The sequence below is a fragment of the Micromonospora sp. B9E7 genome (assembly GCF_039871815.1).
Classification (GTDB): domain Bacteria; phylum Actinomycetota; class Actinomycetes; order Mycobacteriales; family Micromonosporaceae; genus Micromonospora.
Map to the genome: position 1 here is coordinate 252919 of NZ_JBDPLX010000007.1, position 14811 is coordinate 267729.

At 71.3% G+C, this 14811-nt stretch carries 16 protein-coding genes and 1 tRNA gene; 14 read left to right on the top strand and 3 right to left on the bottom strand.

Annotated features, from left to right (window positions below):
* Window positions 1-142 precede the first annotated feature (142 nt).
* On the bottom strand, window positions 143-1198 hold the full coding sequence (locus ABGB10_RS14530; RefSeq protein WP_347661393.1) for a glutathione S-transferase C-terminal domain-containing protein: 1056 nt from the start codon (window positions 1196-1198) through the stop codon (window positions 143-145).
* Window positions 1199-1250: 52 nt separating this feature from the next.
* Between ABGB10_RS14530 and ABGB10_RS14535 the strand changes: the two genes are divergently transcribed.
* The 13 genes from ABGB10_RS14535 (at window position 1251) to ABGB10_RS14595 (ending at window position 12924) form a co-directional block, all read left to right on the top strand.
* Window positions 1251-1679, top strand: coding sequence for an ester cyclase (locus ABGB10_RS14535; RefSeq protein WP_347661394.1), 429 nt, complete (start codon window positions 1251-1253; stop codon window positions 1677-1679).
* Between the two features lie 79 nt (window positions 1680-1758).
* A complete protein-coding gene (locus ABGB10_RS14540; RefSeq protein WP_347661395.1) occupies window positions 1759-2370 on the top strand; it encodes an NADH-quinone oxidoreductase subunit I in 612 nt (203 codons plus the stop codon).
* A 25-nt stretch (window positions 2371-2395) separates the two neighbouring features.
* On the top strand, window positions 2396-2962 hold the full coding sequence (locus tag ABGB10_RS14545; RefSeq protein WP_347661396.1) for an NADH-quinone oxidoreductase subunit J: 567 nt from the start codon (window positions 2396-2398) through the stop codon (window positions 2960-2962).
* The gene (nuoK, locus tag ABGB10_RS14550; RefSeq protein WP_347661397.1) at window positions 2959-3321 is read left to right on the top strand and encodes an NADH-quinone oxidoreductase subunit NuoK; all 363 of its coding nucleotides are present in this window, start codon (window positions 2959-2961) and stop codon (window positions 3319-3321) included. The genes ABGB10_RS14545 and nuoK overlap by 4 nt, the downstream gene beginning before the upstream one ends.
* The gene (locus ABGB10_RS14555; protein WP_347661398.1) at window positions 3318-5249 is read left to right on the top strand and encodes an NADH-quinone oxidoreductase subunit L; all 1932 of its coding nucleotides are present in this window, start codon (window positions 3318-3320) and stop codon (window positions 5247-5249) included. Before nuoK ends, ABGB10_RS14555 begins: the two co-directional genes overlap by 4 nt.
* Window positions 5246-6754: an NADH-quinone oxidoreductase subunit M gene (locus ABGB10_RS14560; protein WP_347661399.1), complete on the top strand. Its 1509-nt coding sequence runs from the start codon at window positions 5246-5248 to the stop codon at window positions 6752-6754. The genes ABGB10_RS14555 and ABGB10_RS14560 overlap by 4 nt, the downstream gene beginning before the upstream one ends.
* Entirely contained in the window at window positions 6751-8238 is a 1488-nt protein-coding gene (locus ABGB10_RS14565) for a proton-conducting transporter membrane subunit (RefSeq protein ID WP_347661400.1), read from the top strand. Before ABGB10_RS14560 ends, ABGB10_RS14565 begins: the two co-directional genes overlap by 4 nt.
* A 120-nt stretch (window positions 8239-8358) precedes the next feature.
* Window positions 8359-9234 (top strand): zinc metalloprotease HtpX, encoded by an 876-nt coding sequence (gene htpX, locus ABGB10_RS14570; RefSeq protein WP_347661401.1) that lies wholly within the window; start codon window positions 8359-8361, stop codon window positions 9232-9234.
* A 136-nt stretch (window positions 9235-9370) separates the two neighbouring features.
* On the top strand, window positions 9371-10630 hold the full coding sequence (locus tag ABGB10_RS14575; protein ID WP_347661402.1) for an MFS transporter: 1260 nt from the start codon (window positions 9371-9373) through the stop codon (window positions 10628-10630).
* Window positions 10631-10751: 121 nt separating this feature from the next.
* Window positions 10752-11279, top strand: coding sequence for a dihydrofolate reductase family protein (locus tag ABGB10_RS14580; RefSeq protein ID WP_347661403.1), 528 nt, complete (start codon window positions 10752-10754; stop codon window positions 11277-11279).
* 91 nt (window positions 11280-11370) lie between these two features.
* Window positions 11371-11898: a hypothetical protein gene (locus ABGB10_RS14585; RefSeq protein WP_347661404.1), complete on the top strand. Its 528-nt coding sequence runs from the start codon at window positions 11371-11373 to the stop codon at window positions 11896-11898.
* A 71-nt stretch (window positions 11899-11969) separates the two neighbouring features.
* Window positions 11970-12368 carry a hypothetical protein gene (locus tag ABGB10_RS14590; protein WP_347661405.1) on the top strand — a complete coding sequence of 133 codons (399 nt, stop codon included), beginning with the start codon at window positions 11970-11972 and terminating at the stop codon, window positions 12366-12368.
* A 49-nt stretch (window positions 12369-12417) separates the two neighbouring features.
* Window positions 12418-12924 carry an SRPBCC family protein gene (locus ABGB10_RS14595; protein WP_347661406.1) on the top strand — a complete coding sequence of 169 codons (507 nt, stop codon included), beginning with the start codon at window positions 12418-12420 and terminating at the stop codon, window positions 12922-12924.
* 104 nt (window positions 12925-13028) lie between these two features.
* Here the strand turns inward: ABGB10_RS14595 and ABGB10_RS14600 are convergent, their stop codons facing one another.
* Both ABGB10_RS14600 and ABGB10_RS14605 read right to left on the bottom strand, forming a co-directional pair.
* Window positions 13029-13667, bottom strand: coding sequence for a class I SAM-dependent methyltransferase (locus tag ABGB10_RS14600; RefSeq protein WP_347661407.1), 639 nt, complete (start codon window positions 13665-13667; stop codon window positions 13029-13031).
* A gap of 168 nt (window positions 13668-13835) precedes the next feature.
* Complete coding sequence (locus ABGB10_RS14605; protein ID WP_088987555.1) at window positions 13836-14330, bottom strand: YajQ family cyclic di-GMP-binding protein; 495 nt, start codon at window positions 14328-14330, stop codon at window positions 13836-13838.
* A gap of 147 nt (window positions 14331-14477) precedes the next feature.
* On the opposite strand from ABGB10_RS14605, the gene ABGB10_RS14610 reads away from it, so the two are divergent.
* A tRNA-Tyr gene (locus tag ABGB10_RS14610) sits at window positions 14478-14561 on the top strand.
* The last annotated feature ends 250 nt before the right edge of the window (window positions 14562-14811 follow it).

Consider the following 14811-nt stretch of genomic DNA (forward strand, 5'->3'; position numbering starts at 1 on the left):
CGGTGGCCGGCCGGCGCCACCGCGGCCGAGATGACACCTGATGTCACAAACGGTTCAGCTCGAAAGCGTCGCCGGCCACCTCGGCACCCAGAAACCTCGGCGCCGGGAAAGGCGTGCCGGCGTGGCGTTGGAACAGAGCCGCTCAGCCCAGCGGGGTGTGCGCCGGGTCGACCGGCTCGACCGGCGGCGGGGGCGGAGTGCCGTCGCCGAAGGGGCGGCCACCCAGCGCCTCCCGGCCGTGCGGGGTGAGCCAGTTCGACAGGTCGGGCCCGAGCGGCACGATCCCGGTCGGGTTGATGTCGCGGTGCACCTCGTAGTAGTGCCGCTTGATGTGGTCGAAGTCGATGGTGTCGCCGAGACCGGGGGTCTGGAACAGATCCCGGGCGTACGCCCACAGCACCGGCATCTCGCTCAACTTCTGCCGGTTGCACTTGAAGTGACCGTGGTAGACCGGGTCGAAGCGGACCAGCGTGGTGAACAGCCGCACGTCCGCCTCGGTGATGGTGTCGCCGACCAGGTAACGCTGGTCGGTCAGTCGCTCGGTCAGCCAGTCCAGCCGGTCGAAGAGCTGGTGGTACGCCTTGTCGTACGCCTCCTGGCTGCCCGCGAAACCACACCGGTAGACGCCGTTGTTGACGTCCCGGAACACCACGTCGTTGACCTCGTCGATCTGCGCCCGTAGGTGTTCGGGATAGAGCTGCGGGGCGCCGTCGCGGTGGTACGCGACCCACTGCGTCGACAGGTCGAGGCTCATCTGCGCGTAGTCGTTGGTCACCACCTGCCCGGTCGGCACGTCCACGATCGCCGGCACGGTGATGCCGCGCTCGTAGCCGGGGAAGCGCTTGAAGTACGCCTCCTGGATGCGCTCGATGCCGAGCACCGGGTCCCGCCCGTCCGGGTCGAGGTCGAAGGTCCAGCTCCGGGCGTCGTGGGTCGGGCCGGCCACCCCCATCGAGAGGGCGTCCTCCAGGCCGAGCAGCCGTCGCACGATGATCAGACGGTTGGCCCACGGGCAGGCCCGACTGACCACCAGCCGGTACCGGCCCGGCTCCACCGGGTACCCGTCGCGCCCGTCCTTGGTGATCCGAGTGGCGATGTACCGCTGGTCGCGGGTGAACTCGCCACCCGGCTCGACGTACTTGCCGCCTGTTTCCTCGCCCACGTCAGCCTCCCGGTCTTGTTGCTGCCCTGCTCCCATCCTTACCGATCTCCGACCTGTCGACGCGGTGAGCCCGGATACCCTCGCCGGCATGACGGATGTGGAGGCGGCGGCCTGGCGGTTCATCGCCGACGTGTGGAACGCGCGTCGGGAGGAGGCGGCGTACGAGTTGGTCGCCGAGGAGTGCCCGGGGCTGGGCGGCACCGGGCCGGAGGCGACGTTGGCCTGGCACCGGGAGCGCCGGGCGGCCTTCCCGGACCTGCGCTACAAGATCGTGGACGTGGTGGCGGCCGACGAGCGGGTGGCGGTGCACTGGCGGGCGGCCGGCACCCACGTCGGGCAGTTCGGGCCGGTGCCGCCGACCGGTCAGGTGGTCAGCTACTCCGGAGCGACGTTTCTGCGCTTCGACGCGGCGGGCCGGATCGTCGAGGTGTGGAGCTGCACCGAGTTGTTCCAGTTGCTGCAACAACTCGGCGTCGAGATGCTGCCCCCGACCGTCGTCAACGGGCCCGGGGCGTGATCCGGCTGATCGGTAGATTGATCGGGTACCGCCGTGGACCTGTGGGTGGTGGTCGCGCGCGCCGGGGCCACAGGGCAGGATGGTCGACATGAGCGACCCCAGCGAGCACGGTGGCGCCAGCGAACGCGGCGGCCTGCCCGGCGCGGGCCTGGTGAAGGGGTTGGCGGTCACCCTCAAGACGATGACCAGCCGGTCGACCACCCAGCAGTACCCGGACGTCGCCCCCGACCTGCCGCCCCGCTCGCGGGGTGTGATCGCGTTGTCGGAGGAGAACTGCACGGTCTGCATGCTCTGCGCGCGCGAGTGTCCGGACTGGTGCATCTACATCGACTCGCACAAGGAGGAGGTGGCGGTGCCCGGCGCCGCCCGCCCCCGCCAGCGCAACGTGCTCGACAAGTTCGACATCGACTTCTCGCTCTGCATGTACTGCGGCATCTGCATCGAGGTCTGCCCGTTCGACGCGCTCTACTGGTCGCCGGAGTTCGAGTACGCCGAGTACGACATCAAGGACCTGCTGCACGACAAGGACCACCTCGGTCAGTGGATGGCCACCGTGCCGCCACCGCCCGCGCACGACCCCAACGGGGAGCCGGCCAAGGAGGAGACCGCCGCCGCGCGCAAGGCCGCCGCCGCCGCCCGTCCGGCTCCTCCAGCGGTACGCCCCGAAGCCGACCAGGACCCCGCGTCGTGACCGCCCGGGCCGGAGAGGCGCTCCGGTGACCGGGGCGGACGTGCTGCTGCTCGCCCTCGGCGCGGTGGCGGTCGGTGCCGGTGTGCTGGTGGTGACCACGAAACACCTGGTCCGGGCTGGCCTCTATCTGGTGGTGTGTCTGGGCGCGTTGGCCGGTGACTTCCTGGTGCTCAGCGCCGAGTTGGTGGCCTGGGTGCAGGTGTTGATCTACGTGGGCGCGGTGGTGGTCCTGCTGTTGTTCGCGGTGATGCTGACCCGGGCTCCGATCGGGGCCTCCGACGACCTGGACCGGCCCGGCTGGCCGGCCGCCCTGATCGGCGGCGGTGCCGGGCTGGGGCTGACCGTGCTGCTCGTCGACGCGTACCGCTGGAGCAGCGTCGCGTTGCCCGCCACCGGCACCGCCGAGCGGCTGGGGGAGCAGATCTTCCAATCCTGGGTGCTGCCGTTCGAGGTGCTCTCCGTGCTGCTGCTGTCCGCGCTGGTGGGGGCGATCGTGCTGTCCCGGCCGGACATCGGCCGACCCGCCCCGCGACGCGATGACACGCCCGCGTCGGGTGGCCGGGTCGGCGTCGAGCCCGGGGGGCGCCGGTGAGGCCGGTCATCCCGTACGTCACCGCCGCGCTGCTGTTCGGCCTCGGCGTCTACGGCGTACTGCGCCGACGCAACGCGGTGCTGGTGCTGATGTCGGTCGAGTTGATGCTCAACGCGGTCAACCTGATCCTGGTCACCGCGGACACCACCGCCCGCGCCGTGCTGCCGCACTCGGGGCAGGTCTTCGCGCTGTTCGTCATCGTCCTCGCCGCCGCCGAGATCGGCGTGGGGTTGGCGATCGTGCTGCAGCTCTACCGGCTGCGGGCCACCGTGGCGGTCGATGACGTGCCACTGACCGAGCCGGCACAGACCGCCGACGGGCGCGAGCCGGCCGTCCTGGACACGGGGGCGAGCCGGTGACCGCGCTGCTCGGGGCGTTGCTGCCCGCCGTCCCGCTCGCCGCCGGCCTGGCCGGCCTGTTGCTGCCGCCGGCCCCCCGCCACGACGACACGACCGGCGGTGGCCGGGCCCGGACGGCGGCCGTGACCCTCGGCGTGGCCGGTGCGGCCGGAGCGTTGGCGCTGGCCGTCGCGCTGCTGCTGACTGTCGACGGGCCTACCGAGACGTCGACCACCTGGGTCGACGTCGGCGGTCTGATGGTGACCCTCGGCGTACGACTGGACGGTGCCGCCGCGCTGGTCGCGGTGGCGGTCACCGCGGTCGCCCTGGCCGTGCAGGTCTACTCGATCGGCTACCTGCGGCGCGGTCCGCACGACGACATCGACGTCGACCACCGCTACCCGCCGTACGCCGCCCAGATCAGCCTCTTCACCGGCGCCATGCTGCTGGTGGTGGTCGCCGGGGACCTGATCATGCTGCTGGTCGGTTGGGAGGTGATGGGCCTCTGCTCGTACCTGCTGATCGCCCACGACCGCCGACTGCCCGGCGCTCCCGCCGCGGCGATGAAGGCGTTCCTGGTGACCCGGGTCGGTGACGTCGGGTTCCTGCTCGGCATCGCGTTGCTGGGCGTGTCGACGGGCAGCTTCCGGATCTCCGACGTGCTCGCCCACGACCACTCCGGCGCGACGTTGACCGCCGCTGGTCTGCTGCTGCTCGCCGGGGTCGCCGGTAAGAGCGCGCAGTTCCCGCTGCACACCTGGCTGCCGGACGCGATGGCCGGCCCCACGCCGATCTCCGCGTTGATCCACGCCGCGACGATGGTCGCCGCCGGGGTGTACGCCGTGGCCCGCCTCTACCCGCTGTTCACGGCCGCCCCGGTGACGCTGACAGTGCTCGGGGTGGTCGGCGCGATCACCCTGCTGCTCGGCGCGCTCGCTGCCACCGCGCAGGACGACATCAAGCGTGTGCTGGCCTGGTCGACGGTGTCCCAGCTGGGCTACATGACCGGTGCGCTGGCCGTCGGCTCCCCGTCGGCGGCGCTGTTCCACCTGCTCACCCATGCCGCGTTCAAGGCGTTGCTGTTCCTCGCCGCCGGCGCGGTGATCCACGCGGTCGGCACCACCCTGATGTCGGAGATGGGCGGGCTGCGGCGGAGCATGCCGGTCACGTTCTGGTGCACGGTGGTGGGCTTGGGCGCACTGGCCGGGGTGCCGCCGTTCGCCGGCTTCTGGAGCAAGGACGGCGTATTGACGGTGGCCGAGGCCGCCGCGCTGGAGGGCACCGGCCCGGCGCCGTCCTGGGTGGGCTGGCTGGTGTGGATGGCCGGTCTGCTCGGCGTGGCGATCACCGCCTGGTACGCCGGTCGCCTGCTGCTGCGCGCCTTCTTCGGCGCACCCCGCCTGCCGCTGGTCCGACCGCACGACCCACCGGCGGTGCTGCGCTGGCCGGTGCTGCTGCTGGCCGTGCCGGCCGCGCTGCTCGGTCTGGCCGGATTCGTCGGGGTGTTCGCCGACCGCCTGCGCTTCCCGACCGTGCCGGTGGCCGGCTCCGAGGACGGTCTGGTCCACCTCGGGCCGGGGGTGCTGCTGCCGCTCGCGTTGCTGCTGGTCGGCGCGGTGCTGGTCACGCTGGGCTGGCGTCGGGACCCGACCGCCGACCCGGCGGTCGCGCTGGGTCCGCTGCGGCCGGTCTTCGCCCGCGCGTTCCGGCTCGACGACGTCCAGCACACAGTTGTCGTACGCCCCGTCCGGGCGCTTGCCCGCGCCGCGCGCACGACCGACGAGGTGGTGGTGGACGGCGCGGTCGAGGGCAGCGGCCGGGCTGCGTCCGCGCTGGGGGCGGGGTTGGCCGTGCTGCACCGGGCGGCGCTGCCCCGGGCCGCCGCCGGCGTGCTGGCCGGCGCGCTGCTGATCGGCCTGGCCGCAGCCGTGATCGGAGTGACCCTATGACCTTCGGGCAGGTGTTGCTGGTCGCCGTCCTGGCGGTGCCGGCGCTCGGCGCGGTAGCGGTGGCGGCGACGCCCCGGGACCGGGCGGCCCGGCTGGTCGGCATGGTCGCGGCGGCGCTGACCCTGCTGGCCGCGGTGCCGCTGGTGTTCGGCGGTCGAGGCTGGGTCGCCTGGTCGGCCGGCGCCCCGGCGGTGCGCCCGTGGCACCAACTGGACCTGCCCTGGGTGCCCGGTCTGGAGTTGCGCTTCCACCTCGGTGTCGACGGCATCTCCTGGCCGCTGGTGGTGTTGACCGCGCTGCTCACGTTGCTCTGCTGCGCGTACACGATGTGGCGGGTGCCCGGCGGCGGCAGCGGCCGGGCCCTGGTCGCGCTGCTGCTGGTGGTCGAGGTGGGCATCCTGGGCACCTTCCTCGCCCTGGACCTGGTGCTGTTCTTCCTCTTCTTCGAGGTCGTCCTGCTGCCGATGTACGCGATCATCGCCGGCTGGGGTGGCGCGGACCGCCGCCGGGCGGCTCGGAAGTTCGCCCTCTACACCCTGTTCGGCTCGGTGCTGCTGCTGGTCGGCGTGTACGTGGTGGTCGCCGCCGCCGGCACCGCCGACCTGGTGACGCTGACCGGTGGGGCCGGGATGTCCCGGGGCACCCAGTTGGCCGCGTTCACCCTGCTGGCGCTGGCGTTCGCGGTGAAGAGCCCGCTGTGGCCGTTGCACTCCTGGCTGCCCGACGCGCACACCCAGGCACCCACGGTGGGCAGTGTCGTGCTGGCCGGGGTGCTGCTCAAGATGGGCACGTACGGCCTGATCCGGGTCGCGGTGGGGGTGGCGCCGGAGGGCGCGCGCTGGGCGGCGCCGGTGCTCGGGGTGCTGGCCGTGGCCGCGATCCTCGTCGGTTCGCTGGTCTGCCTGGCCCAGTCGGAGGTGAAGCGGCTCATCGCGTACTCCAGCGTGGGGCACATGGGCTTCGTGCTGCTGGGCGTCGCCACGCTGACCGCCACCGGTATCCAGGCGGCGCTGATCGGCAACGTCGCGCACGGTGTGATCACCGGCCTGCTGTTCTTCCTGGCCGGGGCGGTGAAGGACCGTACCGGCACGGGCACCCTCGCCGAGTTGTCCGGGCTGCGGGAGACCGCGCCCCGGTTGGCGGGTCTGCTCGCGTTCGCGGCGATCGCGTCGCTGGGCCTGCCCGGGCTGGCCGGCTTCTGGGGCGAGGCGTTCGCGGTGATCGCCGCCGTCCAGGTGGGCGGCCCGCTCTGGACCACGCTCGGGGTGCTGGCCGCGATCGGCGGGGCGCTCACCGCCGCGTACTTCCTGCGGTTGCTGCGCCAGGTCACCCACAACGGTCCGAGCCCCGCCGTCGGGCAGGTCGGCCCCGGCCTGGCCGGTGCGGAGCTGACCGCGTGGGTGCCGTTGGTGCTGCTCGCGTTGGCCATCGGGCTGGCCCCGGCGCTGGTCCTCGGCGTCGCCGAGGCCCCCGTCGACGCCCTGATCGGGGTGGTCAAACCATGACTGGTGTGCAGAGCGTGGACAGCGTCGCGCTGCTGCCGGCCTACCTGGCCGCCGGCACCGCCGTGCTCGTGCTCCTCACCGACCTGCTCCTGGCCCGGCCACGGGCCACCATCGTGGTGGCCGCGCTGGGCGCGCTCGGCACCGCCGTCGGTTCGGCGGTGGTCGGCACGGGTGGTGACCGGCGGACCTTCTGCGTCGGCGTCGACTGCTCCTGGATCTTCGGCGGCCGTGCCGCCCTGGTCGGCGTGGTGGTGGCACTGCTCACCCTGGGGGTGCTCGGGCTGTCCGTGCCCGCGCTGCGGGCCGGGCGGTCGCCGGTGGGGGAGTACTGCTTCCTGCTGGCCTGCTCGATGACCGGCGGCGTGGTGCTCGGCGCGGCCGGTGACCTGATCACCCTGATCGTCGCCCTGGAGACGCTGACCCTGCCGCTGTACGTGCTGGTGGGCCTGCGTCGGGGCAGTCTCGCCAGCGCCGAGGCGGCGGTGACGTTCTTCGTGGTCAGCGTGGTGGCGACCACGCTGACCTTGCTCGGCGCGGCCCTGCTGTACGCGGTGACCGGTGGGCTGCACCTGGACCGGCTCGGCACGTTGCTCGCCGAGCAGCCGGAGCTGCGGGACCTGCCGCTGACCACCGCCGCGGTGGCGGTGCTGCTGGTCGGGCTGGCCTTCAAGGTGGCGGCGGTGCCGTTCCACGCCTGGGCGCCGGCCACCTACGACGGCGCGCCGCTGCCGGTGGCCGCGTACCTGTCCACCGCCTCGAAACTGGGCGGCCTGGTCGCCCTGCTCGCCGTGGTGCAACGGGCGCTGCCGGCGGACCAGACCGGCCCGGTTCTCGCTCTGCTCGCGGTGCTCACCATGACCGTCGGCAACCTGGTCGCGCTGCGCCAGCGGCGTACCGTCCGGCTGCTGGCCTGGTCGTCCGTCGCGCAGGCCGGCTACATCCTCGCCCCGCTGGGGGCGTTGGCGCTGGCAGCCGGCCGCACGGACGACGCCCGCTCCGCCGCGTACGCCGCCGCGGTGGCGTACGCCGTCTTCTTCGTGGTGTTGGAGCTGGCCGCGTTCGCCGGGGTGACCGCGCTGCGCCCGGCCGGTGCGGACGGTGGCACGCTGGACGACCTCCGCGGGGCGGCCCGCCGGCATCCCTGGCGGGCCGCGGCGCTCGGTCTCGCGCTGGTGGGCCTGGCCGGCCTGCCGCCGGGGCTCGCCGGCCTGTTCGCGAAGGTGACAGTGGTCCGGGCGCTGCTGGATGGTGGAGCGGCCTGGCTGGCGCTGGTGGTGGCCTTGAACGCCGTGATCGGGCTCGCCTACTACCTGCGGGTGACCGCCGCGCTCTGGGCGCCGACATCTCCTGCCACCCCGAGTGGCGGCGGCGCCGCTGCCGTACCGGTGGTGGGTGTGGTGGCCGTGGTGCTGGCGGTGGCGACGGTGGCCGCCGTGGTGCTCGGCGTCGCCCCGCAGTTGGTGCTCGACCTGGCCGGCCGCTGACCTGACCTGACCTGCGGCGCAGTCTCAGTCAACTCTCAGCGTTGTAACGGATGGTTGGCGGGTACCGGGTTGTTGCACCGGTCAGCGGATCCCGGCGATCCGTGCACCGAAGGAGAGATCGTGCACCACAACCGTCTGAAGACCGCAGCGCTGCTTGGCCTGCTCAGCGCCCTGATCCTCGCGGTGGGCTACTGGTTCGGTGGCAGTGGTGGCCTGGTCATCGCTGTCGTCGTCTCGCTGGTCATGAACGGCGTTTCCTACTTCTACTCCGACAAGCTCGCGCTGCGCTCGATGGGGGCGCAACCGGTCACCGAGGCACAGTTCCCCGAGCTGTACCGGATGGTGCGGGAGCTGGCGGCCGACGCCCGGCAGCCGATGCCCCGGCTCTACGTGAGCCCGACCGCACAGCCCAACGCGTTCGCCACGGGTCGAAACCCGCAGCACGCGGCGGTCTGCGTGACCCAGGGCATCACCGAGATCCTCGACTACCGCGAGCTGCGCGGCGTGATCGGGCACGAGCTGTCCCACGTCTACAACCGGGACATCCTGATCTCCAGCGTGGCGGCGGGCCTGGCCAGCATCATCACCCTGCTGGCGAACCTCGCCTTCTTCATCCCGATCGGCGGTGGGGACGACGAGGACCGGCCGAACCCGGCCGTCCTGCTGCTGACCCTGATCCTGGGCCCGATCGCGGCGACCGTGATCCAGTTGGCGATCAGCCGGAGCCGTGAGTTCCAGGCGGACGCCTCGGGCGCCGAGCTGAGCCGCGACCCGCTCGCGCTGGCCAGCGCGCTGCGCAAGATCGATGCGGTGGCCCGGCGTCGGCCGTTGCCGGCCCAGGGCCAGCTCACCAGCACCGCGCACCTGATGATCGCCAACCCGTTCCGGGGCGGTGGCGTGGCGGCGCTGTTCGCCACGCACCCGAAGATGGAGGACCGGGTCGCCCGGCTGGAGCAGATGGCCCGCAACTCGGGGCCGGTGCAGTTCCAGCGCTGACCCGCTGATTCACCGCCTCCGCCCGTACCCGGTCGCCCCGGGTACGGGCGGAGTGCTGTATCTCGGTTTCTACCGGCTGGACGGCGGCGTTAGGGTCATAACCGCTTACGCTCATTACATCCTCGGGAGGTTCACGGTGACCGCGCTGCGTCAGTACCTGGGAGTCTGGCGAATCCCCGGCGCGCCGATGCTGCTGGTCACCGGCATCATCGGGCGGCTCGGGATCGGCATGACCCCGCTGGCGCTGCTCCTGGTGGTCGAGCAGGTGACCGGGCGATACTCGTTGGCCGCCGTGGCAGGCGGGATCTACGCCGTCGCCGGTGCCGCGCTCAGCCCGATAGCCGGGCGGATCGCCGACCGGGTCGGCCCCAGCCCCGTCCTACTGGTCACCGCCGTGGCCCACCCCCTGGCGCTCACTGGCCTGCTGCTGGCCAGCCGCTCGGGCGACGACGCACTACCCGCCATCTACCTCGCCAGCGGCGTGGCCGGTGCCACGTACCCGCCGCTCACCGCCGCCATCCGAGGCGCCTGGAACGACCTGACCGGGCCCACCTCCGGCCGGTACCCCCTGCGCAACACCGCACTGGCCGCCGAGACCACGCTCTTCGAAATCGTCTTCGTGCTCGGCCCGCTGCTCGTCGCCGGCTTCGTCCTGGTCGCCGACGCGGCAGCCGCACTGATCGGCGCAGCCGTCGTCACCCTGGTCGGCACCACCGCCGTGGCCCTCGGCCGGGTCATGCGTGGCTGGCGTCCGCACGCCAAGGAGCACCACGCCAGAGGCCTCGGGCCGCTGCGGGTCGCCGGATTCCCGGCCCTGCTGGTCTGCGTTGCCGGGCTGGGCATCGCGTTCGGCGCCGCCGGGGTGATCGTCCCGGCGTACGCGAGCGGCCACACCACCGACGACCCGGAGAGCCTTGCCGGCCTTCTCCTCGCGGTCTGGGGGCTCGGCAGCGCCGCCGGCGGGGTCTGGTTCGGCGTCCGCAAACCGGCACCGAACATGACCCGCCAGTTCGCCCTGCTCCTTGCCGCCCTCGCCGGCACCTTCGCGGTGTTCTCGGTGATGCCCACCCCGCTGGCCCTGGGAGTCGCGCTCGTCGTCGGCGGAGCCACCATCGCGCCCGCGCTGACCCTGGAGAACACCCTGGTCGGCCGGATCGCCCCCGCCGGCATGCTGAACGAGGCGTACACCTGGGTCGTCACCGTGGCGGTCGCGTCGAGCGCGGCCGGTGGCTCGGTGGCCGGCCTGATCGTGGACCACGCCGGCGGCGTCCGCTGGGCGTTCCTGTTCGCCGGAGCGGCGGTCGCCGTCGCGGCCGGGGTCGCCGCGCTCCCCGCCGGGCCTATCGCCCGCGCGGAAACCACAGCGGTACGCGCCGAACAGCCCGTCCCCGCCTGACCTGCTCTTTCCCCGTCCGCGCCGGTCCTCGATCCACTCGGGTTCCTTGAAGTCGGGGTGTCCCTGCGCCGCGGACACCCCGACTTCGAGGAACCCGTGTTTCGCCGCCTACCCTGGGCTCATGGCCAAGGTTCTCTATTCGGCGACGGCGTCGCTCGACGGCTACATCGCCGGCCCAGGTGGCGACATGTCATGGCTGACGGACTACGTCGGGGGCGAGAACCCGACCGCGGAGCGCCTACTGCACAGCGTCGGCGCGATCCTGGCCGGCAACGGCACCTTCGGCGGCGACGACCCGAACCGCGGCACCGACAGCGAAGGCGCGTTCGGCGGCCAGTACCACGGGCCGGTGTTCGTCCTCACCCACCGACCGCCGGCCGAGCCACCCGCGGACGTCACGTTCGTGGGTGACCTGCACACCGCCGTCGCGCAGGCCAAGGAGGCCGCCGGGGACAAGTACGTCAACATCCTCGGCGCGAACGTGGCCAAGCAGTGCATCGAGGCCGGGCTGCTGGACGAGGTCCTCATGTTCTTCGCCCCGGTGCTGCTCGGCGACGGGGTGCGCATGTTCGACCACCCGGGCGGCACCAAGGTGCGGTTGGTGCGGCTGCCCGGCGAGACCGAGCACTGGTACAGCGTCGCCTACTGAGGCGGCGCTCTGCGTCGAGCCGGTGTGATGACCCGACGCGGGCCGTCAGCCGCCCCGATGGCAGCTCGCTTCCGATCTCTACAGTGGAACGGTGTCCAGACGCCGGGCCAAGAACGAGGCCGCACGGGCAACCCTGTCTGCTGCGGATGCATCAATCGAGGCCGCCCGCATCCAGGGGCGTGCCACCATGCGGGCCGCTCGCCTATCCGCAGTGAGTGCGCTGGTGGGTGCCCTCGTCGCCGGGAGTTGCGGCGTAGCGGGAACGGGTGTCGGCACCTATCTGACCATCAGAGGCCAAGAGCCGGCACCGCAACTTCCACGGTCTGTTGCCGCGCTGGTGATGGCCCGAGTCGTCAATACCTGGGACACCGAGACGCGACAGAACGTCGGTGTGAGGGCCTACGAAAGCCCATATCAAGGTGGGCAATATACCGAGGTTTGGCTCTACGTCGAGGGCGAGCAGGTGGGCGTCCGTTGCGTGGAGTTGGCTGGGCGGACGATCAGGGACACCCCGCACGGCGACCGGCCCACCAGCTCGACGGCTTGGCTGAAGCTCACCGAAGACAGGTGGCTGCCGGCGGGCTATGTGAGTGCCTCGGCGCCACTGCCGGCCTGCTAGGAAACGGGTGGACTGCTGCCGTCGACCCCACCTTCCAGCGTGCTGGCAGTCCCCAGCGTCAGACTTGGAGGGTGCGGCGGTCTCTGGGCGACGGTTGGTCGATCGATCTCCACGGTGACTGGACGCCGGAGCGCGCCGAAGACGGCGGCACCATCTGGTGTGCGCCCGGCCGCACGATGCTGGTCGTGCCAGGCACTTCCTGGCGGTGCGCCGACGGGGCCGACATCATCGCCTCGCTCGACGCCGAACTGCCGCCCAACCCCACGAGCAAGCTGGGTGAGGGAGGCCGCGACGGGATCGGTCATCGTGCCGCCTGGGTCTACCACCACGAGCGGGACGTCAATTCCACCCTCTACGGTTACAGCTTCGTCGATCGAACCTATCTGGAGACGATTTTCACCAACACACACCCGGCCGACCTCGGTTGGGCCTTCGACGCCTGGCGGTCGGTGACCCGATCTGCCGCTTAGCGGTCATCCTGCTGCTCCGTGGTCGCGGCCTGGGGCTTACGTTGGCTGCGTGCCGCGCATCGAGCTGACCACGGACGTTCAGGCGGTCCCCGAAACCGTCTTCGACGCCTGCCTTGACGTTGACATGCATACCGAGTCCATGGGAGCTAGCGCCGAACGGGCGGTCGGCGGCGTAACGTCCGGCCGGTTGAAGGCCGGGGATGCCGTCATGTGGGAAGCGAGGCACTTCGGCCTCCCCTGGCGGATGACCGTTCGGATCTCTGACTACCGGCGGCCGCACGGCTTCACGGACGAGCAGGTCAGTGGACCGTTTGGCCGATGGCACCACGAGCACACATTCACCAAGAACCCGGCCAACTCCTCGGCAACCGTCATGCGCGATGTCATCGACTTCACCGCACCGATGGGATCCGTTGGTCGCCTCGTGGCAAGCCTCATCCTGCGGCCATACCTGCAACGCCTCGTCGCACGCCGCAACGCCTATCTCGCTGCCACCTTGGCAGGGCCTCCTCGCCCAACCGATCAACGGTGGCAGCCCCAGCCGCCCTCTGAGTAGGCGGGCGAGCACCACTGCCGCTGGTAGGGGGACAGCGGCTCTTGGTTCCGCTTCAATTAGAAGGGGCGGTTGGCTGGCAGGGGACGGGCAGCGACCAGCCGGCGTCAATGCAGGAACGTGAAGAGGATTCCCGCAGGGTCCAGGGGCTGCGGACGGCTTTCGAACCGGTGAACGCCGACAGAGAATCGAACGCCGTCCGGAGCGTGGAACGCCTGCTCCACGAAGCCGGCATCCCGAAACCACTCCCGTACGGCTGGGGTCAGGTCCGGGTCGCGCCGCGCCCGGGTCCAGATCACGGTGGCGCCCCCAGCGCAGATCTGGGGTAGGGCGGCAACGGTTCGCTCCACGTCGGCGTCCGAGATGTTGCCGAAGACCCCAACCATGAGCACCAGGTCGGCGGGAACCGTCCCCGCGTACGAAGATAGCTGGCCTGCGTCTGCCTGTCTGATCACGATGTTGGAGAGCCCAGCCTGATCGGCGGCTGCCTGAGCAGCCGCCACATTGCCCGCGTCGTACTCAAGCAGGGTCCCGTGTACGCGCCGAGCATCCGGCCTCGAGGCGAGGACGCCGATGAGGTCATGGCCCTGGCCCGCGCACACGCTCACCGCGGTCAGCCGCTCGTCGGAGCGCTGCTCAAGCCACGAGGCAATGTGCTGCTGAACCAGGCGCAGTCGACGCGACAGCGAGGAGTTCTCATCGGCGTAGGGCTCATGCCACGCCTGCCAGTGTGTCTGGGCGGTCATCCAGGCAACGTTGCCAGAGTGGAGCCCACGCCGATGCCGCGTCGGGGACGCGGTGTGGTCCGGCCCGTCATCAGGCCGTCGTAGGCCGATCGCGGCCGACCAACGACGACTAGAAGTGACGATGCGTGCCCAGGCGATGATCCGTTTGACAGGCTGGTGGTCCCCGACCTACCGGTAGTTGTTGAACTGGAGGGCTACGCCGAAGTCCTCGCCCTTGAGCAGCGCGATGACCGCCTGGAGGTCGTCCCGCTTCTTGCCGGTCACCCGCAGCTGGTCGCCCTGGATCTGCGCCTGCACGCCCTTGGGGCCCTCGTCGCGGATCTTCTTGCTGATCGCCTTGGCCTTGTCCGTCTCGATGCCCTGGATCACCTTGCAGTCGATCTTGAAGATCTTGCCCGACGGGCGCGGCTCACCGGCGTCCAGCGACTTCAGCGAAATGTTCCGCTTGACCAACTTCTCCTTGAACACGTCCAGCGCGGCACGAACACGCTCCTCGGTCTCCGCCTGAAGACCGATCGCCTCCTCGCCGGACCAGGAGATCTCGGCGCCGGTGCCGCGGAAGTCGAACCGCGTCGCAAGCTCCTTCTCCGCCTGTCGAAGGGCGTTGTCGACCTCCTGGCGGTCAACCTTGCTCACGATGTCGAACGACGGGTTCGCTGCCATGTTTCTGCTCCTGCTGTCCGGCGGTCTGGGCCTGCCGTCGGCCGCCGACCAGCGGCACGACCCCCTGACCGTACCCGGTTGCGGGGGTGCCGGGGTGAGCCGCTATCCTTGCTTCCGCCGCCGCGTTACGACGCGGTGGGGTGCCCTGGCGGGTTGCCCGAGCGGCCAATGGGAGCGGACTGTAAATCCGTCGCGAAAGCTTCAGAGGTTCGAATCCTCTACCCGCCACCAGGTGCAGACACGGCCCCTGACCAGCAGAGATGCTGATCGGGGGCCGTTGTCGTTGATCTAGCCGAGTCCGGCTGAGTCCAACCCGTGACGACTGGTTGTGGGCAGATGGTGGGCAGGTCGATCTTGCCTCTCAGGGCTCTCCTGGGGCTGCGACTCTTGGCTTGGTGGCCGCTCGCCGGGCTGACATGGCCCCGCGCGCTTAGCGACCGGCTGAGGGCTCCGGGCTGGCATCTCGCTGGCCGTGGGAGGT

Bases quoted from the DNA above. Each gene is read 5' to 3' on its own strand.
- ABGB10_RS14530 (WP_347661393.1), bottom strand. From the start codon at position 1,198: ATGGGAGCAGGGCAGCAACAAGACCGGGAGGCTGACGTGGGCGAGGAA.
- ABGB10_RS14535 (WP_347661394.1), top strand. From the start codon at position 1,251: ATGACGGATGTGGAGGCGGCGGCCTGGCGGTTCATCGCCGACGTGTGG.
- ABGB10_RS14540 (WP_347661395.1), top strand. From the start codon at position 1,759: ATGGTCGACATGAGCGACCCCAGCGAGCACGGTGGCGCCAGCGAACGC.
- ABGB10_RS14560 (WP_347661399.1), top strand. From the start codon at position 5,246: ATGACCTTCGGGCAGGTGTTGCTGGTCGCCGTCCTGGCGGTGCCGGCG.
- ABGB10_RS14565 (WP_347661400.1), top strand. From the start codon at position 6,751: ATGACTGGTGTGCAGAGCGTGGACAGCGTCGCGCTGCTGCCGGCCTAC.
- ABGB10_RS14580 (WP_347661403.1), top strand. From the start codon at position 10,752: ATGGCCAAGGTTCTCTATTCGGCGACGGCGTCGCTCGACGGCTACATC.
- ABGB10_RS14600 (WP_347661407.1), bottom strand. From the start codon at position 13,667: ATGACCGCCCAGACACACTGGCAGGCGTGGCATGAGCCCTACGCCGAT.
- ABGB10_RS14605 (WP_088987555.1), bottom strand. From the start codon at position 14,330: ATGGCAGCGAACCCGTCGTTCGACATCGTGAGCAAGGTTGACCGCCAG.